The organism is Pseudonocardia abyssalis, from assembly GCF_019263705.2.
Taxonomy (GTDB): Bacteria; Actinomycetota; Actinomycetes; order Mycobacteriales; family Pseudonocardiaceae; genus Pseudonocardia; species Pseudonocardia abyssalis.
The window spans coordinates 4,966,094-4,987,553 of sequence record NZ_JADQDK010000001.1; the positions used below are offsets into that span (position 1 = coordinate 4,966,094).

The 21,460-nt window shown below is 73.6% G+C and carries 23 protein-coding genes; 2 read left to right on the forward strand and 21 right to left on the reverse strand.

Features of this window, described 5'->3' with window-relative positions:
• The 12 genes from I4I81_RS24300 to ftsH all read right to left on the reverse strand — a co-directional run bounded on the left by I4I81_RS24300 (position 1) and on the right by ftsH (position 10,208).
• Entirely contained in the window at positions 1–450 is a 450-nt protein-coding gene (locus I4I81_RS24300; protein WP_218605223.1) for a hypothetical protein, read from the reverse strand.
• Positions 447–1,196, reverse strand: a complete 750-nt coding sequence (locus I4I81_RS24305; protein ID WP_218605224.1) for a UPF0158 family protein — start codon at positions 1,194–1,196, stop codon at positions 447–449. The genes I4I81_RS24300 and I4I81_RS24305 overlap by 4 nt, the downstream gene beginning before the upstream one ends.
• A gap of 24 nt (positions 1,197–1,220) precedes the next feature.
• On the reverse strand, positions 1,221–1,640 hold the full coding sequence (locus tag I4I81_RS24310; RefSeq protein ID WP_226363547.1) for a DUF1707 SHOCT-like domain-containing protein: 420 nt from the start codon (positions 1,638–1,640) through the stop codon (positions 1,221–1,223).
• 64 nt (positions 1,641–1,704) lie between these two features.
• Positions 1,705–2,391 (reverse strand): SDR family oxidoreductase, encoded by a 687-nt coding sequence (locus I4I81_RS24315; protein ID WP_218605225.1) that lies wholly within the window; start codon positions 2,389–2,391, stop codon positions 1,705–1,707.
• Between the two features lie 25 nt (positions 2,392–2,416).
• Complete coding sequence (locus tag I4I81_RS31675) at positions 2,417–3,076, reverse strand: C40 family peptidase (RefSeq protein ID WP_372478325.1); 660 nt, start codon at positions 3,074–3,076, stop codon at positions 2,417–2,419.
• Between the two features lie 459 nt (positions 3,077–3,535).
• The gene (locus I4I81_RS31270) at positions 3,536–4,867 is read right to left on the reverse strand and encodes a PrsW family intramembrane metalloprotease (protein ID WP_267461533.1); all 1,332 of its coding nucleotides are present in this window, start codon (positions 4,865–4,867) and stop codon (positions 3,536–3,538) included.
• 22 nt (positions 4,868–4,889) lie between these two features.
• Complete coding sequence (locus I4I81_RS24335) at positions 4,890–5,348, reverse strand: DUF3180 domain-containing protein (RefSeq protein ID WP_218605800.1); 459 nt, start codon at positions 5,346–5,348, stop codon at positions 4,890–4,892.
• Positions 5,349–5,406: 58 nt separating this feature from the next.
• On the reverse strand, positions 5,407–5,904 hold the full coding sequence (folK, locus tag I4I81_RS24340; RefSeq protein ID WP_218605801.1) for a 2-amino-4-hydroxy-6-hydroxymethyldihydropteridine diphosphokinase: 498 nt from the start codon (positions 5,902–5,904) through the stop codon (positions 5,407–5,409).
• Positions 5,901–6,275 carry a dihydroneopterin aldolase gene (gene folB / locus I4I81_RS24345; protein WP_218605802.1) on the reverse strand — a complete coding sequence of 125 codons (375 nt, stop codon included), beginning with the start codon at positions 6,273–6,275 and terminating at the stop codon, positions 5,901–5,903. The genes folK and folB overlap by 4 nt, the downstream gene beginning before the upstream one ends.
• Positions 6,272–7,144: a dihydropteroate synthase gene (gene folP, locus I4I81_RS24350; protein WP_218605803.1), complete on the reverse strand. Its 873-nt coding sequence runs from the start codon at positions 7,142–7,144 to the stop codon at positions 6,272–6,274. The genes folB and folP overlap by 4 nt, the downstream gene beginning before the upstream one ends.
• A gap of 5 nt (positions 7,145–7,149) precedes the next feature.
• Entirely contained in the window at positions 7,150–7,794 is a 645-nt protein-coding gene (gene folE / locus I4I81_RS24355) for a GTP cyclohydrolase I FolE (RefSeq protein WP_218605804.1), read from the reverse strand.
• Positions 7,791–10,208, reverse strand: a complete 2,418-nt coding sequence (gene ftsH, locus I4I81_RS24360; protein ID WP_218616358.1) for an ATP-dependent zinc metalloprotease FtsH — start codon at positions 10,206–10,208, stop codon at positions 7,791–7,793. The genes folE and ftsH overlap by 4 nt, the downstream gene beginning before the upstream one ends.
• A gap of 297 nt (positions 10,209–10,505) precedes the next feature.
• On the opposite strand from ftsH, the gene I4I81_RS24365 reads away from it, so the two are divergent.
• Entirely contained in the window at positions 10,506–11,441 is a 936-nt protein-coding gene (locus I4I81_RS24365; RefSeq protein ID WP_225924680.1) for a serine protease, read from the forward strand.
• 88 nt (positions 11,442–11,529) lie between these two features.
• Here I4I81_RS24365 and hpt read toward each other — a convergent pair whose 3' ends face one another.
• From hpt to dacB, 4 genes are all read right to left on the reverse strand, one after another.
• Entirely contained in the window at positions 11,530–12,093 is a 564-nt protein-coding gene (gene hpt, locus I4I81_RS24370) for a hypoxanthine phosphoribosyltransferase (protein ID WP_218601563.1), read from the reverse strand.
• A 24-nt stretch (positions 12,094–12,117) separates the two neighbouring features.
• Positions 12,118–13,083, reverse strand: a complete 966-nt coding sequence (gene tilS, locus I4I81_RS24375) for a tRNA lysidine(34) synthetase TilS (RefSeq protein WP_218601562.1) — start codon at positions 13,081–13,083, stop codon at positions 12,118–12,120.
• 363 nt (positions 13,084–13,446) lie between these two features.
• A complete protein-coding gene (locus tag I4I81_RS24380) occupies positions 13,447–14,505 on the reverse strand; it encodes an Rv3626c family coenzyme F420 biosynthesis-associated protein (protein WP_226363549.1) in 1,059 nt (352 codons plus the stop codon).
• Positions 14,506–14,525: 20 nt separating this feature from the next.
• On the reverse strand, positions 14,526–15,875 hold the full coding sequence (gene dacB / locus I4I81_RS24385; RefSeq protein WP_218616359.1) for a D-alanyl-D-alanine carboxypeptidase/D-alanyl-D-alanine endopeptidase: 1,350 nt from the start codon (positions 15,873–15,875) through the stop codon (positions 14,526–14,528).
• A gap of 207 nt (positions 15,876–16,082) precedes the next feature.
• Here dacB and I4I81_RS24390 point away from each other — a divergent pair, with 207 nt between their 5' ends.
• Positions 16,083–16,628 (forward strand): inorganic diphosphatase, encoded by a 546-nt coding sequence (locus tag I4I81_RS24390; protein ID WP_218604253.1) that lies wholly within the window; start codon positions 16,083–16,085, stop codon positions 16,626–16,628.
• A 76-nt stretch (positions 16,629–16,704) separates the two neighbouring features.
• Here I4I81_RS24390 and I4I81_RS24395 read toward each other — a convergent pair whose 3' ends face one another.
• The 5 genes from I4I81_RS24395 to I4I81_RS24415 all read right to left on the reverse strand — a co-directional run bounded on the left by I4I81_RS24395 (position 16,705) and on the right by I4I81_RS24415 (position 21,452).
• Complete coding sequence (locus tag I4I81_RS24395) at positions 16,705–18,855, reverse strand: MDR family MFS transporter (RefSeq protein WP_218604254.1); 2,151 nt, start codon at positions 18,853–18,855, stop codon at positions 16,705–16,707.
• A gap of 11 nt (positions 18,856–18,866) precedes the next feature.
• On the reverse strand, positions 18,867–19,355 hold the full coding sequence (locus I4I81_RS24400) for a MarR family winged helix-turn-helix transcriptional regulator (RefSeq protein WP_226363550.1): 489 nt from the start codon (positions 19,353–19,355) through the stop codon (positions 18,867–18,869).
• A gap of 94 nt (positions 19,356–19,449) precedes the next feature.
• A complete protein-coding gene (locus I4I81_RS24405; RefSeq protein ID WP_218604256.1) occupies positions 19,450–19,704 on the reverse strand; it encodes a hypothetical protein in 255 nt (84 codons plus the stop codon).
• 81 nt (positions 19,705–19,785) lie between these two features.
• Positions 19,786–21,000 carry an acetyl-CoA C-acetyltransferase gene (locus I4I81_RS24410; protein WP_218604257.1) on the reverse strand — a complete coding sequence of 405 codons (1,215 nt, stop codon included), beginning with the start codon at positions 20,998–21,000 and terminating at the stop codon, positions 19,786–19,788.
• Positions 21,000–21,452: a MaoC family dehydratase gene (locus tag I4I81_RS24415; RefSeq protein ID WP_218604258.1), complete on the reverse strand. Its 453-nt coding sequence runs from the start codon at positions 21,450–21,452 to the stop codon at positions 21,000–21,002. Before I4I81_RS24415 ends, I4I81_RS24410 begins: the two co-directional genes overlap by 1 nt.
• Between the last annotated feature and the right edge of the window lie 8 nt (positions 21,453–21,460).

Below are 21,460 nucleotides of genomic sequence, written 5' to 3' on the forward strand. Positions count from 1 at the left end.
TCAGCGGCGTCGGCGGGGCGGGGGCTTCGGCTTCGGTCCCGCCGACGGCCCCCTCGGGGCACCGCGCGCGATGGCGACGAAGTCGGCGTGCGTCAGCCAGGCCTCGACGGCGTCGACGACCTCGGTGGCGTCCTTGATCGCGACCGGGCCCTCCGCGGTGGGCACGGTGCCGTCGGCGTGGGCGAGCTCGGCCCGGTTGTGCAGGGACCGCAGCAGCCGGCCGACCTCCGGGTCGAGGCCGCGCTCGTGCACGACGTGCCGGACGAACGCGGACACCACCGCGGCCGCCTCGGGCTCGGGTGGGCGCTGGAGCTCCAGCAGCGCGGCCTCGGCGGCGGCGAGTGCGGCGCGGAAGGCCAGCGCGACGGTCTGCGCGGCGAACCCGGTGGTGCCCAGCAGGTGTGCGGCGAACAGCTCCTCGCGCGCCCGCACCACCCCGACGCCGTTCACGCCACCACCCGTGCCTCGGCCACGGCCCGCACCAGCAGCGACGTGCGCGGCGCGGCCAGCTCCGCGGCGCTCACCGGAACCGCGGTCACGGTGAACCCGGACCGCTCGGTGTGCTGCCACAGCACGTCGTCCATGCGGTGCAGCTCCTCCCACTGCGAGCGCAGGTCGGCCAGTACGACGAGCAGCTGCAGGTCGAACTCCCCCGGCCCCTCGCCGCGCACCCAGGACCCGAACACCATGACCTGCTCGAGCCGGTCGCCGTAGAGCATCCCGAGGTCGACGGCGACGGCGGCGGGCAGGTCCTCGTCGCCCGCGGTGGGGTCGGGGAAGCCCGCGGCGAGCCGTTCGGCCTCGGCGCGGGTGATCAGCTCGACGTCGGCGAGCCAGTGCACCGCACGCCGCCGGCCGCGGGCACCCCGGTAGCGGAACCACTGGTCCCGCAGCTCCGGGAACTCGAAGAGGGTGTCCTTGAACCGGCGGAACGCACCCGGACCGCTGATCGCGCGGTCGAGGAGGTCGGCCGCTCGGCGGTGGTGCACGGCCGCCACGAACTGCGCCATGTCCTGGTAGCTCTCGCGCGACTCCGTCCGCCGGATCCGCACGCCGGTGGGCCTGGGGCCACCGACGTCGGCCAGGCGTGAGGAGATCGCACCCGAGTCGGGGTCGATCCACCACGAGACACCCGAGCTGCGGTCCTCGAGGGCCGCACACAGCTCGTCGAGATCAACCGACTCCGGATCGAGCATCTGACGACGGTACCGCTGCGGGGGTCAGGTTGACCCGTGCGATCGGCCGCCGAGCGCCGAAGCGAGCAGGATGGCGCCCCAGATGCCGATCGGGAACATCGGCCAGAAGAAGATGAGGGACCCGGTCGCGAGCGACGTGATGCCCCAGATCGTGACGAGCACGATCGCCGTGCCGCCCCAGGAGCGCCACTCGTCGCGCCACTCGGCCTTCTCCACGGCCAACCGGTCGGTGACCGCGGGCACGGCCGGCGTCGGTGCGGGGAGGTCGGACGTGAGCTTCTCGAGCTCGCCGTAGGTGCGGGCGGCGTAGGCGTCGCGCAGGCGCTCGTCGTAGTCGGACAGGTCGAGCCTGCCCTCGTCGACCGCGAACTGCAGCCGCTGGGCGACCGCCGACCGGTCGGCGTCGGAGGCCCGCAGTCGCGCGCGTTCGATGTCCCCGCTCACGTCCACCAGAGTAGGCGCGGTGGGGTCGCCCGCGCATCGGTCGAGCGGAGGATGGTGACAACTGTCAGGTGGACCCGGCCGGCCGCAGGACCAGTTCGGTGAGCGCGGCGTCCGGCGGAGCGGTCACGGCGAGCAGGACCGCCCCCGCCACCGACTCCGGCCGCAGGTAGGCGCCGGGGTCGTAGGTGCCGCCCTCGTGCGCGACGACCGCCCGCTGCATGTCGGTGTCGACGCGGCCCGGGTGCACCGACGTGACGCGCACGCCGGCGCCGGCCTCCTCGGCGCGCAGCGCGTCGGCGAACGCCCGCAGCGCGAACTTGCTGGCCGCGTAGGAACCCCACCCGGCCTTCGCGGTGAGCCCGGAACCGGAGTTGACGAGCACGACCCGGCCGCGGGCGGCCCGCAGTGCGGGCAACAGCAGCCGGGTGAGCTCGGCGACGGCCACGACGTTGACCTCGAACTGCCGGCGCCAGGTGGCGGCCGGGGTGTCGGCGACGGTGCCGAGCAGGCCGACCCCGGCCGAGTGCACGAGCACGTCGAGCCGCTCGATGCCCGCGGTGGCCTCGGCCAGTGCCGCGGGATCGGTCAGCTCGACGGGCCACGGCCGCGAACCGGGCAGTTCCGCCGCGAGCGCGGCGAGCGCGGCGTGGTCGCGCCCGCCGAGCAGCAGGTCGTGGCCGGGCGCCAGGGCCCGGGCCACTGCGGCACCGATGCCCCGGGACGCCCCGGTGACGAGTGCGACGGGCTTCATGCGGCCGCACACTATCCGGTGTGGATCAGAGGCGGCGGGCCGAGTTGTACTGGCGCCCGTCGATCGAGGAGATCGCGACCGGCTTGCCGGACGTGCTGGCGTGCACCATCTGCCCGTTGCCGATGTAGATGCCGACGTGGCTCACCGGCGAGTAGAAGAACACCAGGTCGCCGGGCTGCAGGTCACCGCGGGAGACCGCGGTTCCGGCCTGCGACAGCGCGCGCGAGGTGCGCGGCACCTCGATGCCCGCCTGCTCGAAGGCCCAGTTGACGAGTCCGGAGCAGTCGAACGCCGACGGGCCCGTGGCGCCCCAGCGGTAGGGGGAGCCGACCTTGGACAGCGCGAGGTCGACCGCGGAGAGGCGGGCCGACGACACTGCGGCGGGTGCGGCGGCGGGCGCCGAGACGGCGACCGGCGCGATCCGGGTGGTGAGGACCGGAGCGGGAGCGGCGGCCGAGGTGACGGCCGCGGGTGCCGGAGCAGCCGCGGGGGCGGCTTCCTGGGCGGCGGTCGGGAACGCGATCAGCGCCGCGGCCGCGGCGGAGGTGGTGGCCACGACCGCGGCACGGGTCGCGTACCGGCGGAGGTGGTGGCGCGCGGGGCGGGCGGGCGACGGGGTGGTCGCGGCCCGGTCCGACGCGGGGTGGAGCAGCGCAGAACGGATCGACGCAGGGTGGATCGGCACGGATGGGGGTCCTCAGGGTGCGCACCGTCCGACGGCGATCGCGGGCCGGGGAGCACGCGGCGGTCGTACGGGGAACTCCCACGAGGTTGCTGGGCACGTGCCGTCGTCCTGACCGGGCACGCCGTTCCCCGCCCGTCGGGACGGTGACCCTGCGCCCTCCGCTCCGGGTGAGCGGTGGTGTCGCAAGGCCGTCCGCCACATTACGAACGCATTTCGCGAGAAAGCATGACCAAGGTCTCTTTACCCGTGGTCCGTTCTTGTGACCGTACTCACCGATTGCGCGACCCGAAAAGACGAATCACACCGTGGTGATATCGGTGATCATGGAGTACTCGTCGTCCTGCGGGTGACCTGCGCTGCCGTCCGAACCGAAATCGGGTCGAGATCCGACTGAACGAGTGAAAACAGTTCCGGTTCGGTACCGCTCCGACATTCTGAAAAGGTTGCAGAAACGAAGGACTATCGGGGCCCCGAGGGCCACGGTCCGGGCGGCGGCGGGCCCGGTCGGTACGTCGGCTGCTGCGGGGCGGGCGGCGGCCAGGACTGCGGTCCGGCGGCGGGCGGCGGGGGCGGTCCGGGCGGCGGCGGGGTCCAGTTCTGCGGGCCGCGGTGCTGCATCGCGACCGTCAACGCCTCCGGGTGTCCGACGGCCGCGGCCCGCGCCCGGCGCAGCGTGCCCAGGGCCTGCTCGTGCCAGATCGGCGCCGACGACCCGACGGTGCCGCGGGCGATCCGCGCCCGCAGGAACGCGAGCTCGGTGACCGCGGCCTGGTACTCCACGACGGCCTTCGCAGTGGCCCGGCCGGAACGGCGCCGCACCGCGGCCTGCCAGCCCCGCCGCCCGGCGAGGCTGGACAGCAGCGTGACCTCGCTCGGTGCGATCCAGCCGGCCTGAGCGAAGCGCGGCAGCTGCTCGGCCACCGTGCGCTGCTCCCGGCGGCGCTGCCACACGACGACGCCGATCATGCCGAGGAACAGCGGCAGCATCACGAACGCGTACACCCCGAGGAACGCGCCGCCGCCCCCGACGGTGGCCGAGCCGTTCCACAGCGCGTGCAGCAGCACGGCCCCGAGGTAGCCCACGGCGACCGCGACGATCCGCACGAGCGGGCTGCGGTGCCGGGCCGCGATCCCCGCCCCGATTCCGATCATCGCGGTGAACAGCGGGTGTGCGAACGGCGAGAGCAGCCCGCGGACGAGCAGCACGCCGAGCACAGCCCCGCTCTGGCCGGCCATCGAGTCCTCCGCGAACGCGCGGCCGATGTAGAGGATGTTCTCGGTGAACGCGAACCCCGCCGCGACCAGCCCGGCGTAGACGATGCCGTCGACGATGCCGTCGAACTCGCGGTTGCGGAACAGCAGCAGCCCGACCAGGAACGCGCCCTTGAACGCCTCCTCGACGATCGGGGCGACGATCACCGCCCCGTAGACGTCGCCGGCCCCGGTCAGCTGGTCGATCAGCAGCGCCGCGCCGGAGTTGATCAGCAGCGCGGACAGCGTGGCGAAGCAGGCGCCCCAGAGGAACGCGAACAGCAGCAGCATGGGCGGCTCGGGTTCCCACCGGTCGATCCACAGGAACGCGGCGACGACCGGCCCGACCGGGAGCAGCGCGCACAGCGCCCCGACGACCACCCCGCCCGGCCCGACACTGCCCGCGACCAGTCCGATCACCAGCAGGCCGCAGATCGCCAGCACCACCAGCCCGATGATCGGGCCGAGCACGATCCGGCGCTGCCGCTCCGGCGTCGGCAGTTGCGGTGGCGCCCCCCACCCCTGTGTCAGCTGCGTCATGCCCCGGGAGCCTACGGGTTGATCACCGCTCGGGTTCGGGACGACGGTCCTCCGGGGTGCGGCAGCACCGCTCCAGCCACAGCGCCCCGCCGACCAGCACCAGAGCGCAGACCAGCCCGATCACGGTGCCCGCGGAGTCACCCGCGGCGGCGACGATCTCCGCGGCCCGGGGCAGCACGTGCAGCGCCAGCCCGGCCCACGCCCCGGCCACGATCGCCCCACCGAGCGCGGACGCCTTCGCGACGACCACCGCCCGCGCCGCGACCAGAGGCGGCACGGGCGTGGTGCCGGGACGTCGCTCGATCCGGGAGCGCAGCACGTTTCCCGCGATCGCCTCGGCGATCCCGAGCACCCCCAGCGTCACGCCGGCGAACGCGGGGATCGCCGGGAGCGACCCGTAGGTCAGCCGCACCAGCAGGTTGGCGACGACGGCCGCGACGAGGGCGGCGACGAGCAGGTCGCGCGACCGGGTGGTGGTCACCGCAACCACCCCGTGCGCGGAGGACAGGGCCCTGGCGCGTCCCTCCGCGCACGGGCACTCACAGGACCGGCCCGGGGCGCATGCCGTCCTCGGCGTCCGGGCCGAGCGCGGCGAGGACCGCCGCGACCGGTCCGTGCCCGGGCAGCACGGCGGCGGGGTCGACGTCGAGCCACGGCCGCAGCACGGTGGCCCGGTCCGGGGTGCCGGGGTGCGGGAGCAGCAGGTCCGGGTCGTCGCTGAGCACCGGCCCGTCGACACCCGTCACCGTGACCACGTCGACGTCGAGCGTCCTGGGCCCCCAGCGCACCTCGCGCACGCGGCCCGACGCGTCCTCCAGGGCCTGTCCGCGCCGCAGCCACTCCCGCGCGTCTGCGGCCGGGTCGTCGACGACGATCACCGCGTTGAGGAAGTCGGCCTGCTCGACCCCGCCCCACGGCGCCGTCTCGTACACCGGCGACACGCCGACCAGCACGTCGGCGAAGCCGGCGACCGCGGCCCGAAGATGGGCGATCCGGTCGCCGAGGTTGGAGCCGAGGGAGAGCACCGCGCGGGTCACCGGGCGGGCCGGGTGCGTCGGGCCACCACCGCCACGTCGACGAACTCCAGGGGGATCGGGGCCTGCGGCTTGTGCAGCACGACCTCGACCTCCTGCACGCGTGCGTCGGTGAGGACGTCGGCCGCGATGCGTCCGGCGACGGTCTCGATGAGGTCACACGGCTCCCCTCCGACGATCTCCGCCGCCCGCTGGGCCAGCTCGCCGTAGTGCAGGGTGTCGGTGAGGTCGTCGGACGCGGCGGCGGGGGCGAGGTCCATCCACACGGTGATGTCGACGACGAAGTCCTGCCCGTCGCGGCGCTCGTGCTCGAACACGCCATGGTGACCGCGGACCCGCAGGCCGCGCAGCTCGATCCGGTCGCCGTGACTCACGAGTACGGATTGGCCGGGGGGCCGGTCCGGGCCCGCGACGCCCCGAGCTGCAGCGCAGCGGCGACCGCGACGGCGTCCATGCTCCCGTCGACGTCGTGCACCCGCACGCCCCACGCGCCGGCCTGCGCGGCCAGTGCGGTGATCGCGGCGGTGGCGCCGTCGCGGCCGGGGGTCGGGCGGGGTGCACCGTCGGAGTCGGCCAGCAGCTCGCCGAGGAAGCGCTTGCGCGACGCCCCGACCAGCACCGGGAACCCGAGCGCGACGAGCACGTCGAGCCGGCGCAGCAGCGCCCAGTTGTGCGCGGCGGTCTTCGCGAACCCGAGACCGGGATCGAGCACGAGCAGACCGGGGTCGACGCCGGCCAGCACCGCGGCGTCGGCGCGGGCCACCAGCTCCGCGCGGACCTCGCCGATGACGTCCTCGTAGGAGGCCAGCTCACCCATCCGATCGCTGTGCCCGCGCCAGTGCATGAGGATCCACGGCACCCGCGCCGACGCGACGACGGCGGCCATCCGCGGGTCGGCCAGGCCGCCCGAGACGTCGTTGACGACCGTGGCCCCCGCCTCGATCGCGGCCTCGGCGACCGCGGCGCGGGTGGTGTCGACGCTGACCCGGACGCCCTCGGCGACGAGGTCGCGGATCACCGGGACGACCCGGTCCTGCTCGGTGGCCGCGTCGACGCGACCGGCACCGGGCCGCGTGGACTCGCCGCCGACGTCGACCAGGTCGGCTCCGGCGTCACGCATGGCGACCCCGTGCGCGACGGCGTGTTCGCGGTCGACGTAGCGGCCGCCGTCGGAGAAGGAGTCGGGGGTGACGTTCAGGACGCCGAGGACGGCGCAGCGGCCGGGGTGCGGCAGGTGCAGCATGACCGTCAGGTACCCCGGATCAGCGAGTACGCCTCGGCTCGTGACGAGGGCGACGTCTGGAACAGCCCGCGCACCGCGGAGGTCATGGTGCGCGACCCGGGCTTGCGGATCCCGCGCATGCCCATGCACAGGTGCTCGGCCTCCATCACGACGATGACGCCGCGGGGATCGAGCTTGCGCACCAGCGCGTCGGCCACCTGCCCGGTGAGCCGTTCCTGCACCTGGGGGCGCCGGGCGTAGAGGTCGACGACGCGCGCGATCTTGGACAGGCCGGTGACGCGCCCGTTCTCCCCCGGGATGTAGCCGACGTGCGCCATCCCGTGGAAGGGCACCAGGTGGTGCTCGCAGGTGGAGAACATCGGGATGTCCTTGACGAGGATGAGCTCGCGGTGCGACTCGTCGAACGTCTTCTCCAGGACCGTGTCCGGGTCGGTGTAGAGCCCGGCGAAGATCTCCTCGTAGGCGCGCGCGACCCGGGCCGGCGTCTCCCGCAGACCCTCGCGGTCGGGATCCTCCCCGACCGCGATCAGCAGCTCCCGCACGGCAGCCTCGGCCCGCGGCCGGTCGACGACCGGACGGTCGCCGCCGGGAGCGGTGGTACCCGGGCCGGCCGGCGTGGAGACCGTGCCCCCGGGGACCCCCGCGTTCAGCGGGACCCGCCCTGGTCGGCGTCGCCGTTCGCGTCGCCCGGGTGTGGGGTGTCGCCGCCGTGGCCGTTCCCGGCGGCCGGGCCCGGCTCGCCGGGGTGGGCGCCGTTGCCGTTCCCGTTGCCGGGGATCCCGTTGCCGTTGGCTCCGGTCGGGCGCTCCCACGGCGGGGCCGGGGGCTGGCGCGGCGGCTCCCACTGACCGGCGGGCGGCCAGGTCTGACCGGACGGCGTGGTGGCCGGGCGCCAGTCCGGCGGCGCACCGTAGTTGTGCGGCACCGAGTTGGGCCGGGCGTCCTGCTGCGGGGCGGGGGTGCCCCACGTCTGCTGCGGACCGGTCGGCTGGTGCGTCGGGAACCCGCCGGGGTAGCCGCCCTGCGGTCCGGGGGCGGGCGACCCGCCGCCCGGGCCGGGGACGGGCACGTCGTGCGCGCCACCGGGGAACGAGCCGACGGGCGTGGGTTCGCGGGTGGGCTCGGCGTGCGGCGGCCAGGGCTCGCCGCGCTCCTTGGCCCGCTCGGCGGGCGTCAGGATCGGGGGCTTGTCGGACGGCGTACGCCCGCCGAAGTCGTTGAACGCGGTGATCCGCGGCCGCTTCTCGACCCGGTCGAAGATCCGCTCCAGGTCCTTGCGGGTGAGCGTCTCCTTCTCGAGGAGCTCGAACACGAGCGCGTCGAGGATGTCGCGGTAGGTGTTGAGGATCTCCCACGCCTCGGTGTGCGCGGCCTCGATGAGCTTGCGCACCTCCTCGTCGATCTCGTGGGCGACCTCGAGCGAGTAGTCGGCCTTGTTGCCCATCGAGCGGCCCAGGAACGGGTCGCCCTGCTCCTGGCCGTAGCGGACGGCACCCAGCCGGGCGCTCATGCCGTACTCGGTGACCATCGCGCGGGCGATCTTGGTGGCCTGGTCGATGTCGGAGGACGCACCGGTGGTGGGCTCGTGGAAGACGAGCTCCTCGGCCGAGCGGCCGCCCATGGCGAAGACCAGCCGGGCGATCATCTCCGAGCGGGTCATCAGGCCCTTGTCGTCCTCGGGGACGACGAGCGCGTGGCCGCCGGTGCGGCCGCGGGGCAGGATCGTGAGCTTGTAGACCGGCTCCAGGTCCGGCATGGCCCACGCGGCGAGCGCGTGCCCGCCCTCGTGGTACGCCGTGATCTTCCGCTCCTGCTCCGAGATGATCTTGCCCTTGCGGCGCGGGCCGCCGACGACGCGGTCGACGGACTCCTCGAGCGCGGCCCCGTTGATCAGCGTGGCGTTCTCGCGTGCGGTGAGCAGCGCGGCCTCGTTGATGACGTTGGCCAGGTCGGCGCCGGACATGCCGACGGTGCGCTTGGCGAGGGAGTCGAAGTCGACGTCGGGAGCGAACGGCTTGCCCGCGGAGTGCACCTTCAGGATCGCGCGGCGGCCCGCCATGTCGGGGGCGCCGACCGGGATCTGCCGGTCGAAGCGGCCGGGGCGCAGCAGCGCGGGGTCGAGGATGTCGGGACGGTTGGTGGCGGCGATGAGGATGATGCCGCCACGGGCGTCGAAGCCGTCCATCTCGACGAGGAGCTGGTTGAGCGTCTGCTCGCGCTCGTCGTGGCCACCGCCGAGGCCGGCGCCGCGCTGGCGGCCGACCGCGTCGATCTCGTCGACGAAGATGATGCAGGGACTGTTCTGCTTGGCCTGCTCGAACAGGTCGCGCACCCGGGAGGCGCCGACGCCGACGAACATCTCCACGAAGTCGGAGCCGGAGATCGTGTAGAACGGCACGCCCGCCTCGCCCGCCACGGCGCGCGCGAGCAGCGTCTTGCCGGTGCCGGGGGGCCCGTAGAGCAGCACGCCCTTGGGGATCTTCGCGCCGAGCGCCTGGTAGCGCTGCGGGTTCTGCAGGAAGTCCTTGATCTCGAAGAGCTCCTCGACGGCCTCGTCGGCCCCCGCGACGTCACCGAACGTGGTCTTCGGCATGTCCTTGTTGAGCTGCTTGGCCTTGGACTTGCCGAAGGACATCACCCGGTTGCTGCCGCCCTGGGCGTTGTTCATCATCCAGAACAGGACGAGCAGCACCAGGCCGAGCGGGATCAGGTAGATCAGCATCGTGGTCAGGAACGAGTCCTGACGCACGGCGACGTCGAACGACGGGGTGTTCGGCGCGGCCTGCAGGGCCTGCACGATCCGGTCGCTCGTCTGCACGGGGTACTGGGCCAGGATCTCGGTCTCGCCGTCGACCGGCTGCGCGAGCGTGAGCCGCAGGCGCTGCTCGCGGTCCTCGACGAGGGCCTCGGTGACGTTGCCGGACTCGATCTGCGCGAGCGCCACCGACGTGTCGACACGGGTGTAGCCGCGCGTGTCGTCGAAGAGCAGGCTGAAGGTGAAGTAGACGAGGACCGCGACGAGGATCCAGATCAACGGGTTGCGGAGCAGACGCTTGCGGTCCATGCAGCTTCGGCCTGAGTCGGCCTTCACCCTCCCTGGTGCGGAAATGCCTGCCGGGAGGCCACGCCCGCGACCATCCGCGGCGCGACCTGCCCTGATCCGACCAGGGTAGCGGTCGGGTGGGCGCGTTGCGCCGTGGCTGTCGACGGCGGACTCCGGGCCGGTGTGCCGAGCGGACAACGAACGCCCGTGGGGGGATGTTCCCGCTCACCCCAACGGGTGGGTAACGCGCGCCACTGCGCGGTCGTTAACCTGCCGCGGGGATGTGACGGGCAGCCCGGCGAAGACGGGGGTTCGTGCATGAGGGTCAGCAATCGTTCTCTGGCGTCGCTCGGCGCGGTGACGGGTGTCGTCGCCGTCGCGGTGTTCATCGCCCCCGCGGCCACCGCGGCGCCACCGCTGGTCGCGGCCCCCGCGGCGACGTCCGTCGCCGCCGACTGGGCCCCCGCCGACAGCGCGGCGATCCGACCCGGCGTGGTCACGGAATCGGCCGGCGGCGGCGCGTGCACCAGCAACTTCGTCTTCACCAGCGGTGACCGCACCTTCATCGGGCAGGCCGCCCACTGCGCGGGCACCGGCGAGGCGACCGAGACCAACGGGTGCGACTCCGGCACCGGCCCCCTCGGCACCGCGGTGACGATCCTGGCCGCCGACGGCACCGAGCGCGCGGGCACGCTGGCCTACAGCTCCTGGGTCACGATGCAGGAGAACGGCGAAGCCGACCCCGACACCTGCCAGTTCAACGACTTCGCGCTCGTCGAGATCGCGCCGGAGGACGTCGTCGACGTCAACCCGAGCATCCCGTTCTTCGGCGGCCCGGTCGGCCTCGACACCGACGGCCTCCCCGCGGGCGAGCAGGTCTTCAGCTACGGCAACTCGCCGCTGCGCCTGGGCATCGAGCAGCTCAGCCCGAAGGTCGGCGTGAGCGCGGGCGACACCGGCGGCGGCTTCTCCCACGAGGTCTACACCGTCACCCCCGGCGTCCCCGGTGACTCGGGCAGCGCGTTCCTCGACGGCGACGGCGACGCGGTCGGCATCCTGTCCACGCTCAACCTGGCCCCGCTGCCGGTGAGCAACGGTGTGGCCGACCTCGCGCTCGCGCTGGCCTACGCCAACGAGTTCGGCGGCGTCGGCGACATCGCGCTGGTGCCCGGCACCGAGGCGTTCTCGGCTCTGCCCGCGGGCGTGCCGCTGACGGCGGTCTCCCCGCCGGCCGGCCCGCCGGTCAACGGCTGACCCCACCCTGCGAGTCGCTGTTCCCGCGCCCGCGAGTCGCTGTTCCTCCGCCCCTGAGTCGCCCGTTCCGCGCCCGCGGACGGGCGACTCAGGCGTAGACGGAGGGGTCGAGCGTGCCGATGTAGGGCAGGTCGCGGTACCGCTCGGCGTAGTCGAGGCCGTAGCCGACGACGAACTCGTTGGGGATGTCGAAGCCCACGTACTTGACGGGCACCTCGACCTTCACCGCGTCGGGCTTGCGCAGCAGCGTGCAGACCTCCAGCGACGCCGGCCCGCGCGACTCCAGGTTCTTGAGCAGCCAGGACAGCGTCAGGCCCGAGTCGATGATGTCCTCGACGATGAGCACGTGGCGGCCCGCGATGTCGCGGTCGAGGTCCTTGAGGATCCGGACCACCCCGGACGACGAGGTCGACGACCCGTACGAGCTGACGGCCATGAACTCCAGCTGCACCGGCAGCGGCAGGGCGCGCGCGAGATCCGTCATGAACATCACCGCGCCCTTGAGGACGCCGACGAGCAGGAGGTCGGAGTCGCGGCCGAGGCCGGAGCAGATCTCCGCGTAGTCCTTGCCGACCTGCACGGCCAGCTCCGCGGTCTTCTCGCGGATGGCCTGCTCGGTGACCAGCGTGGATGCGATGTCACCGTCGTACACGGCGGGGGGCCTCCTGCATCGGGGTCAGCGGGTCCCGGGCCAGTTCCCCGGTCGCAGCACGAGCCTGCCACGCGCGCGGACCACGTCCAACCCGCCCGGCAGTGCCGTACCCGTTCGATCGGGCCCGCGGACGGCGAGCGCGTCGACCCCGTGCAGGTGCTCCGCGGTCAGCCCGGTGACGCCGGACGCGTGCAGCCAGGCACGCAGGACCCGCCTGCGGACCGCGACCGGGTGCGTCGCCAGCGCGTCGTGGGCGAGGCCGTGCTCGTCCGCCGCGGTCGCGAGCAGGGAGTCCGCGACCGCCGTCAGCGCCTCGTCGTCCTCGCGCAGCTGCGCGGCGGTGCGGGCCAGCGCCCCCGCCACCCCGCCGGCCAGCACGTCCTCCAGCAGCGGCAGCACCTCGTGGCGCAGGCGCACGCGGGTGAACCGGGGGTCGGCGTTGTGCGGGTCGTCCCAGATCGGGAGGTCCTGGGCGACGCATGCGGCCCGGGTCGTCGCTCGGCGGATGTCGAGCAGCGGGCGCAGCCACGGGTCGTCCCAGGTGCGCATGCCCGACAGCGAGCGCGCGCCGGACCCGCGGCCCAGCCCGAGCAGCACCGTCTCGGCCTGGTCGTCGAGGGTGTGGCCGAGCAGCACGGGAGACCCGGGGTGCGGGCGGGCGGCGCGCAGGGCGCCGTAGCGGGCCGTGCGGGCCGCCGCCTCTGTCCCGCCGGGTCCGGTGACCTCGACGCGGTGCACGGCCGCGGTGGCCCCCATCCGCTCCAGCACGGCGACGGTCTCGACGGCGCGTTCCGTCGACCCGTCCTGCAGCCCGTGGTCGACGACCGCCGCGTGTACGCCGTCGCGCAGGGTCAGGACGGCGGCGGCGAGGGCGAGGGAGTCGGCGCCGCCGGAGCAGGCGACGAGCACGGGGACGTCCCGGAACGGCGCCAACGCGGCCCGCACGACCCGTCGGACCTCGGCGACGGGAAGGGGAGGACCGGCGGACACCCGCCCACGGTCCCACGCCCGCGAGTCGCTGTTTCCCCGCCCGCGAGTCGCTGTATCTCCGCCCGCGAGTCGTCGAGTTCCGGCCCTGGCGTGCTGCCGCTAGCCGCACCGCACCGCACCGCCTCTGGGCTCTGCCCGTGCCTGTTCGGCCCACCGCCCTCGTCCGCCACGGCGGACCATGCCCGCCGGCCCGCCGCCATGGGATCTCCATCGGAGGGGTTCGGCCTGCGGGGACCCCTCCCACGTAGATCTCGTCCGGCCCGTCGGACCGGTGGCTCGGGCGACTCGCGGGCGGGGAAGGGGCGGAGATTCAGCGACTCGCGGGCGGGGAAACAGCGACTCGCGGGGTGGGGTGGGCGTGTGTCAGGGGCCCACCCGCCGGAGCCAGGCCGCCGGGTCCTCCAGCTCGGAGCGCAGGGGGAGGGTGTCCGGGCCCGTCCAGACCGTGTTGAAGCCGTCCATGCCCGCAGCCAGCACCACGTGCCGGGTGAAGGCCGCCCCCACCGCGTACTGCTTGACCTTCGCCTCGACGCCGAGCAGCGCGCGCAGCACCCGGTCGACGACGCCACCCCCGCGCCGACGGGCGGTGAACCGGCGCCGGATCGTGGCGACGCTGGGCACCACCTCGGGCCCCGCCGCGTCCATGACGTGATCGGCGTGACCCTCGAGCAGGGTCGTGAGGGCGAGGAGCCGGTCGAGCACGAGCCGCTGCTCGGGCCCCTGGAGCAGCTCGACGATCGCGAGCGCGTCGCCCTTCGAGTCGCGCAGGGCGCGCACGGCCTCGGGCAGCCGCTCGGCCAGCCCGGCGGTCCCGGCCTGTGAGATCGACAGCAGCGTGCCGACCTCGGCCGCGAAGTAGTCGCGCAGCCACGGCACCGCGGTGAACTGCAGTCGGTGCGTGGCCTCGTGCAGGCAGACCCAGAGGCCGAAGTCGGTGGACGGCACGTCGAGCGCCTGCTGGGCGGCGTGCACGTTGGGGGCGACGAGCAACAGGCGACCCTCGTGGTCGGGCCCGCCGAACGGGTCGTACTGGCCGAGCACCCGGCCGCCGAGGTAGCCGAGCACGCCGCCGATCTGCAGACCGGCGGTGCGCGCGGTGACGGCCCTGGCCAGTCGCGGGGTGGCGGGCAGGCGGGCGCCGTCGGTGAGCGAGCGCATCCCGTCGACGGCGGCGGCCGCCCACGCGGGCCGGTCGACGACGTCGGCGGGCAGCAGCGGCAGGCCCGCACCGAGCCCGGTCACGTCGCGGACGTGCCCCTCGGCGACGGCGGCGTCGGTGCGCAGCCGGGCCACCAGCTCGGCGGCCTCGGCGACGGTGGCGGGCGGGCCGGAGGACGTCAGGCGGGCCGCGGTGCGCGCCGCCAGGCGCCAGTCGACGGGCAGGCCCTGCTCGGTGGGGATGTCCTCGATCGTCTGCGGCACCCGCCCCACGCTACGCACCGTCAGGGGCAGCCGCAGCCGCCCAGTTCGGCGGCGAGTGCGTCCAACCGGGGACGCACGGTGGCGGGCGATGCGCCGTTCGACATGAACGCGAACACGAGCAGTCTGCCGTCGGCGTCGGTGACCAGCCCGGCGAGGCTGCTCACGTTCGTCAGCGTGCCGGTCTTGGCGCGCACCGTGCCCCGCCCGGACGCCGACGGGGTGTCGACGCCGAAGCGGTCGTCGAGCGTGCCGTCGCCGCCCGCCACCGGGAGCCCGGTGATCAGCGGGCGGAGGAAGTCGGTGTCGCGGTCGCTCTCGGCGGGGGTGGCCGCGGCCGAGAGCAACGCGCCGAGCACCTGCGCGGGTACCTCGTCCTCGGTGGACAGACCGCTGCCGTCGACCAGCACCGCGCCCGACGGGTCGAACCCGGCCTGCGTGAGCGCGGCGAGGGTCTGCTCGGCGGCACCCGCGAACGACGGCTGTCCGCCCCGCGCGACCGCGACCTCGCGCGCGAGCGCCTCGGCGAGCACGTTGTCGGACGTGCGCATGGTGTGCTCGATCAGCTCGCTGAACGGCGCCGACGTGACCGAGCCGAGGCGTTCGCCCTGGCCGGGGGCGGTGCCGGTCTCGACGTCGTCGGCCCCGACTAGCTCGGCGAACGCCCGACCGGCGACCAGCGCGGGCTCGTCGGTGCGGGGGGTGTCCTGCAGCGTGGGGTCGATGCGGCCGCCGTCGAGCATGAGCGGTTCGATCGGCGTGACGAAGCCCGCGGCGATGTCGGTGGGGTCCCAGCCCGGTGCCGACGTGGATCCGGAGTAGCGGCTCGTGTCGACGACGACCGTGTCGATCGGGCCGGGCATCTGCTCCTGCACCTCCTGCGCGAGCTCGGTGAGCCGCGCCGGCCCCGGGTAGACGCCGTCCTCGCCCTCCGGCAGCGCGGTGAGCGTGGGGTCGCCGCCCCCGACCAGGACGACGGTGCCCGGCTGCGTCCCCGCGACGACCCGGGTGACGAAGCCGTCGGTCGGATTGAGCGTCAGCAGGGCCGCCGCGGCGGTGAGGATCTTGGCGGTGGAGCCGGGCACCAGCGCGCGTTCGGCGTCGGTGGCCCAGATGACCTGGCCGGTGGCGGGGTCGAGCACGGTGCCGGTGAAGCGGCCCGGCATGTCGGCGACGGCCTCGCCGAGCGCCGCCTCCAACCCGGCGGTGCTGGGCAGCGGCGCGGTGGCCGCCAGCGGGCCGAGCGCCGGGACCGGGGCGGTCGGCTCCAGCGCGGCGGGCGGCCCGGTGAGCCCGAGGTCGGAGATCAGCGACGGCGCCGTCAGCGAGACCGCGCTGCCCACGCCGCCGGCCAGCACCAGGACGGTGAGCACCGCGATGCCCCGTCGAAGTCCGCGACCGGGTACACGCAACGTGTCGCCGATCCGTCCACCGAAACCCACGCCGACCCTCCTCGTTCACCTCGCCCGACGGGGGGGTGCGCAACAGCACTGTCGGCCGGTCACGTCCACGGGGAGGCGGTCCCCCACACTAGAGGGGTCCGATACACGCACGTTCCCGAACCTCAGGAGAGCACCCTCGTGGACTTCGACGTCACCATCGAGATTCCGAAAGGTGGCCGCAACAAGTACGAGGTGGACCACAAGACCGGGCGTATCCGCCTGGACCGCACGCTGTTCACGGCCACCCAGTACCCCGCCGACTACGGGTTCATCGACGACAGCCTCGGGGAGGACGGCGACCCGCTCGACGCGCTGGTCCTCGTCCGGGAGCCGACGTTCCCGGGCTGCATCATCCTCTGCCGCGCCATCGGCATGTTCCGGATGAAGGACGAGATGGGGGGCGACGACAAGGTCCTCTGCGTCCCGTCGGCCGACCCGCGCCAGGAGCACCTGCGCGACATCCACCACCTCGCGGAATTCGACCGTCAGGAGATCCAGCACTTCTTCGAGATCTACAAGGAGCTGGAGCCCGGCAAGAGCGTCGAGGGCGCCACCTGGGTCGGCCGCGCCGACGCCGAGCGCGAGATCCAGGCGTCCTGGAAGCGGGCGCAGATCGCCGAGGCCGAGGCAGCCGAGGCGGCTGGGTCGGCCGAGGCGGCCGAGGGAGATTCCACCGGGCACTGAGCCACCCGCATTGCAGGAAGGCCACCTTGCCGCCATCCGATGGCGGCAAGGTGGCCTTCCTGCAACTGCGGTAGGGCTACTCCGCCGCGTGCGCCCCGTGCCGCGCGGCCAGCGGGCCCTCGTCCTCGGTGAGGCCGAGCAGGTCCTGCACCTGGCGCGGGCTCAGACCCTGCGCGACGAGCTCCTCGGCGGCCCCGTCGAGCTCGGCGGTGCGCACCTCCAGCTCCGTGCGCGCGTGCCGGACCGCGTCCCGGGCCCGCTCCGCCGTCGTGACGACGGTCAGCGCGCGGTCCGGGTCGGGCAGCAGCATCGCGAGCAGCCGGTCGCGGGCGTCGGTGCCCGTGGGCGCCGCCATCCGCTCGGTCCGCGGCTCGGCGAGCACCCCGACGGGCGCGGACCCGTTGGGGTGCGAGCCGTTGGAGTGGGACCCGTTGGTGGAGACCCCGTTGGTCGAGCCCCCGGCGGCGGGGATCGCCTTCGTCAGGACCGGTGCGGAACCGTTCTGCGCGGGAGCCGGTCGGTCGGAGTCGGCCGGGACCGCGTCGGGCCCGCCCTCCGCCGCGGCGGCCGCGGCGGCGGTGGTGTCCTCGGAGTTCCGCGCGTCGACGCCGGACTGGGTCCGCAGCGGCACCTCCTTCATCATGATCACCGCGAACAGGCCGATGATCAGCACGGCGGCGGCGCCGAGGAACACGATGCTCATCGAGCCCGCGAAGCCCTCCAGGATCGGACGGGCGAGCGTCGGGTCGGCCGTGGCGAGGAACGAGGAGTCGTCGAGCGACAGCCCGCCGCCGCCCTGCAGGCCCTGCAGGATCGGGGCGTTGGCCGGGTTGGACAGCACCGCCGGGTCGGCGAGCGCGGCCTGGAACGCCGGGGTGCCCGCGGCGGCGCGGAAGTTGTCGGCCACCTGCCCGCCCAGGACGCTGAACAGCACGGAGATGAACACCGCGGTGCCCAGCGTGCCGCCCATCTGCCGGAAGAACGTGGCCGACGCGGTGGCGACGCCCATGTCCCGCGGCGCGGCGGCGTTCTGCACGGCCAACGTGAGGGGCTGCATGTTGCCGCCCAGGCCCCAGCCGATCACGACCATGATCAGAGCGACCTGCCAGTACGGGGTGTCGACGCCGATGAACGACAGCGCCCCGATCCCGACGATCATCAACGAGAGACCGATGATCGGCCAGATCTTGTAGCGGCCGGTGCGGGAGATCATCTGACCGGAGAACACGGACATGCTCATGATCCCGAGCACGAGCGGGAGCGTCTGCAGGCCGGCCTCGGTGGGCGTCGACCCCTTGACGATCTGCAGGTACAGCGGGAGCAGCGCCAGCGCGCCGAACATGCCGACGCCGGCGACGAAGCCCGCGATCGAGCCCCAGCTGAAGACGCCGTTGCGGAACATCCGCAGCGGCAGCAGCGCGTCGTCACCGATGCGCCGTTCCAGCAGGACGAACGCGAGGATGCCGAGCACGCCGAGCACGTAGCAGGTGATCGAGCGCCCGGAGTCCCAGCCCCAGACGCGTCCCTGCTCGGCGACGATCAGCAGCGGCACCAGCCCCACGACGAGCGCGAGCGCGCCGGGCCAGTCGATGCGGTGCGAGCGCTTCGTGTGCGGGACGTTGAGGACCTTCGTGACGACGGCGAGCGCGAGGATGCCCAGCGGCACGTTGATCAGGAAGACCCAGCGCCAGCCGGTGATGCCGAGGATCTCGGCCTGGCCGGCGAAGAAGCCGCCCGCGACCGGGCCGAGCACGCTCGACGTGCCGAACACGGCCACGAAGTAGCCCTGGTACTTGGCGCGCTCACGGGGGGCGACGATGTCGCCGATGATCGTCAGCGCGAGGGAGAACAGGCCGCCCGCGCCGAGTCCCTGGATCGCCCGGAACGCGGCGAGCTGGTACATCGACGTGGCGAACGTGCAGGCGATCGAGCCGAGCACGAAGATGCCGATGGCCGTGAGGAACAGCGGCTTGCGGCCGTAGATGTCGGAGAGCTTGCCGTAGAGCGGCGTGGTGATGGTGGCCGTGATCAGGTAGGCCGTGGTGGCCCAGGCCTGCAGGCTCAGGCCGTCGAGGTCGTCGGCGATGGTGCGGATCGAGGTGGCCACGATCGTCTGGTCGAGCGCGGCCAGGAACATGCCGATCATCAGCCCGGCGAAGATCGTGAGAATCTGCCGGTGGGTCAGCAGTCCGGCGGGGGGCGAGGCCTCCGCGGTGGGGGCGGACATTGCGGGTCTCCTCACGACCGGGTCGCCACGGCGGCGGCCTCGGTGTTGTTCCTGTGGTTCTCGAACTCGGTGGTGAAGCGGGTGAGCAGGTCGGCGAGCCGCAGGCGGTCGTCGTCGTCCCACTCGGTGATCAGGGAGGCGATGCGCTCGTTGCGGGAACGGCGGTTCTGCTCGAACACGCGCATCCCCTCCCCGGTGGCGGCGAGCAGCGTCGCCCGGCCGTCCTCGGGGTCGGCGGTGCGCTCGACGAGCCCGAGCCGCACGAGCTGCGCGATCTGCCGGCTGATCGTCGAGGGGTCGGAGTGCACGGACTCGGCGAGGGTCCCCGCCCGCTGCGGTCCGTCCTTCACGAGGTGGACGAGCAGGATGTACGTCGCGCGCTCGACGGCGTCGGGGTGGTCGGCCTGGTACTGGGCGTGCTTGCGCTCCAGAAGGCGGACGAGCCGCATGAGCTGGGTGCCGACCACGTCGGCGGTGGCCAGCTCGGCATCGGATGGCACGGTCTTTACCTCGGGTTTGCATGTGGCATACAACAAGTTGTCGGATGCAAGCATGTACCCGTGGCCGGGCGTCGGCAAGTCGGTTCGGTGTGACCTAGACGGTCGTGAGCAGCGCCGACCCCGGTTCGGTGAGCACAGCGGGGGCCAGAGGAACGCGGGGGTCGGGGGGCTCGACGAGACCGCTCTCGACGAGGCGCCGTGCCACCGACCAGTCGGCGCACGCCAGACCGTCGACCAGCAGCACCGGCTCGCAGCCGCCGCGGAACTGGCAGCGTCCGGCCGCCACCGCCCGCAGCAGCGCCCGTTCTCGGCCGCTGACCGTGACCCCGACCGGCATCATGTCCGTCATCCCCGACTCCCCTGCGCTCGTCGTGCTACAGGATGAATCGGCTGCCGCCGTCCGGGTGTTTCATCTGCGGACATACGCCGTTCACACGCGGGCGAACACCGCCGCGAGTCCCTGGCCGCCGCCGATGCACATCGTCTCCAGGCCGTAGCGGGCGTCGCGCCGCACCATCTCGCGCGTCAGTGTGGCCAGGATGCGACCACCGGTGGCCCCGACGGGATGGCCGAGCGAGATGCCGGACCCGTTGACGTTGACCCGGTCGAAGTCGGCGTCGGTGAACTTCCACTCGCGCGTGCAGGCGAGCACCTGCGCCGCGAACGCCTCGTTCAGCTCGATCAGGTCGATGTCGGCGAGCGTCAGCGACGCCGCACCCAGTGCCTTCGCGACGGCCGGGACGGGCCCGATCCCCATCGTCGCGGGCGCCACGCCGCCGACGCCCCACGAGACGAGCCGCGCGAGCGGGCGCAGGCCCAGCTCCGCGGCCTTCTCCGGCGTGGTGACGACGCAGATCGACGCCCCGTCGTTCTGCCCGCTGGCGTTGCCCGCGGTGACGGTGGCGTCCGGGTCGCCCTTGCCGAGGATCGGGCGGAGCGTGGAGAGCTTCTCGACCGAGGAGTCGGCGCGGATGTGCTCGTCGGCGGCGACGACGGTGTCGGACTTCCGGCCCTTCACGGTGACCGGGACGATCTCGTCGGTGAACCGGCCCGCGTCGCGCGCGGCGGCGGCCCGGTGGTGGCTGCGCACCGCGAACTCGTCCTGCTCCTCGCGCGGGATGGAGTACTCGCGTCGCAGGTTCTCCGCGGTCTCCAGCATGCCGCCGGGCACCGGGAAGTTGACCCCGCCCGCGGTGACGCGGCCGCGGGCGAGCGAGTCGTGCAGCATCACCCCGGGGGTGCCTCCGCGAGCGCCCCAGCGCATCGACGTGGAGTAGAACGACGCGTTCGACATCGACTCCGCGCCGCCGGCCAGCACCACGTCCGACGCCCCCGCCTGCACCTGCATCGCCCCGTAGAGCACGGCCTGCAGGCCGGAGCCGCAGCGGCGGTCGAGCTGCAGCCCGGTCACGGTGACCGGCAGCCCGGCGTCGAGTGCGGCCACCCGGCCGATGGCCGGGGCGTCCATCGTCGGGTAGCAGTGGCCGAGGATCACGTCGTCGACGGCGTCGGGGGCCAGCCCCGTGCGGTCGAGCAGGCCGCGGATGACGATGGCGGCCAGCTCGTGGGCCGGGACGTCCCGCAACGAGCCGCCGAAGCCCCCCACGGGCGTCCGCAGGGGCTCGCAGATCACCGCATCGCGCATCAGACGTACCGGCGGGTGAGCCACTCGGCGACCAGGGCCGGCCGCTCCGACCCTTCGATCTCGACGGTGACCTTCGTGGTGATCTGCACGCCGCCGGTGACGTCGGAGACGTCGGAGAGCTCGACGTTCGCGCGCACCTTGCTGCCGACCGGGACGGGTGAGGTGAAACGCACCTTGTTGAGGCCGTAGTTCACGCCCATCTTGGTGTTCTCCACCGCGAAGACCTTCGCGACCAGCGACGACAGCAGCGACAGCGTGAGGAAGCCGTGCGCGATCGTCGTGCCGAACGGGCCGTCCTTCGCCTTCTCCGCGTCGATGTGGATCCACTGGTGGTCGTCGGTCGCATCGGCGAACGTGTCGATCTGGCCCTGCTCGATGGTCACCCACTCGCCCACGCCGAGCTGCGTGCCCGTCGCCGCCCGCAGGTCGTCCACTCCGTCGAAGACGCGCATCACTGCTC

Excerpts from the sequence above, each read along its gene's own strand:
- I4I81_RS24305 (WP_218605224.1), bottom strand. The coding sequence starts at position 1,196 with ATGCTCGATCCGGAGTCGGTTGATCTCGACGAGCTGTGTGCGGCCCTC.
- I4I81_RS24315 (WP_218605225.1), bottom strand. The coding sequence starts at position 2,391 with ATGAAGCCCGTCGCACTCGTCACCGGGGCGTCCCGGGGCATCGGTGCC.
- I4I81_RS31270 (WP_267461533.1), bottom strand. The coding sequence starts at position 4,867 with ATGACGCAGCTGACACAGGGGTGGGGGGCGCCACCGCAACTGCCGACG.
- folP (WP_218605803.1), bottom strand. The coding sequence starts at position 7,144 with ATGCTGCACCTGCCGCACCCCGGCCGCTGCGCCGTCCTCGGCGTCCTG.
- ftsH (WP_218616358.1), bottom strand. The coding sequence starts at position 10,208 with ATGGACCGCAAGCGTCTGCTCCGCAACCCGTTGATCTGGATCCTCGTC.
- I4I81_RS24365 (WP_225924680.1), top strand. The coding sequence starts at position 10,506 with ATGAGGGTCAGCAATCGTTCTCTGGCGTCGCTCGGCGCGGTGACGGGT.
- I4I81_RS24395 (WP_218604254.1), bottom strand. The coding sequence starts at position 18,855 with ATGTCCGCCCCCACCGCGGAGGCCTCGCCCCCCGCCGGACTGCTGACC.
- I4I81_RS24405 (WP_218604256.1), bottom strand. The coding sequence starts at position 19,704 with ATGACGGACATGATGCCGGTCGGGGTCACGGTCAGCGGCCGAGAACGG.
- I4I81_RS24410 (WP_218604257.1), bottom strand. The coding sequence starts at position 21,000 with ATGCGCGATGCGGTGATCTGCGAGCCCCTGCGGACGCCCGTGGGGGGC.
- I4I81_RS24415 (WP_218604258.1), bottom strand. The coding sequence starts at position 21,452 with ATGCGCGTCTTCGACGGAGTGGACGACCTGCGGGCGGCGACGGGCACG.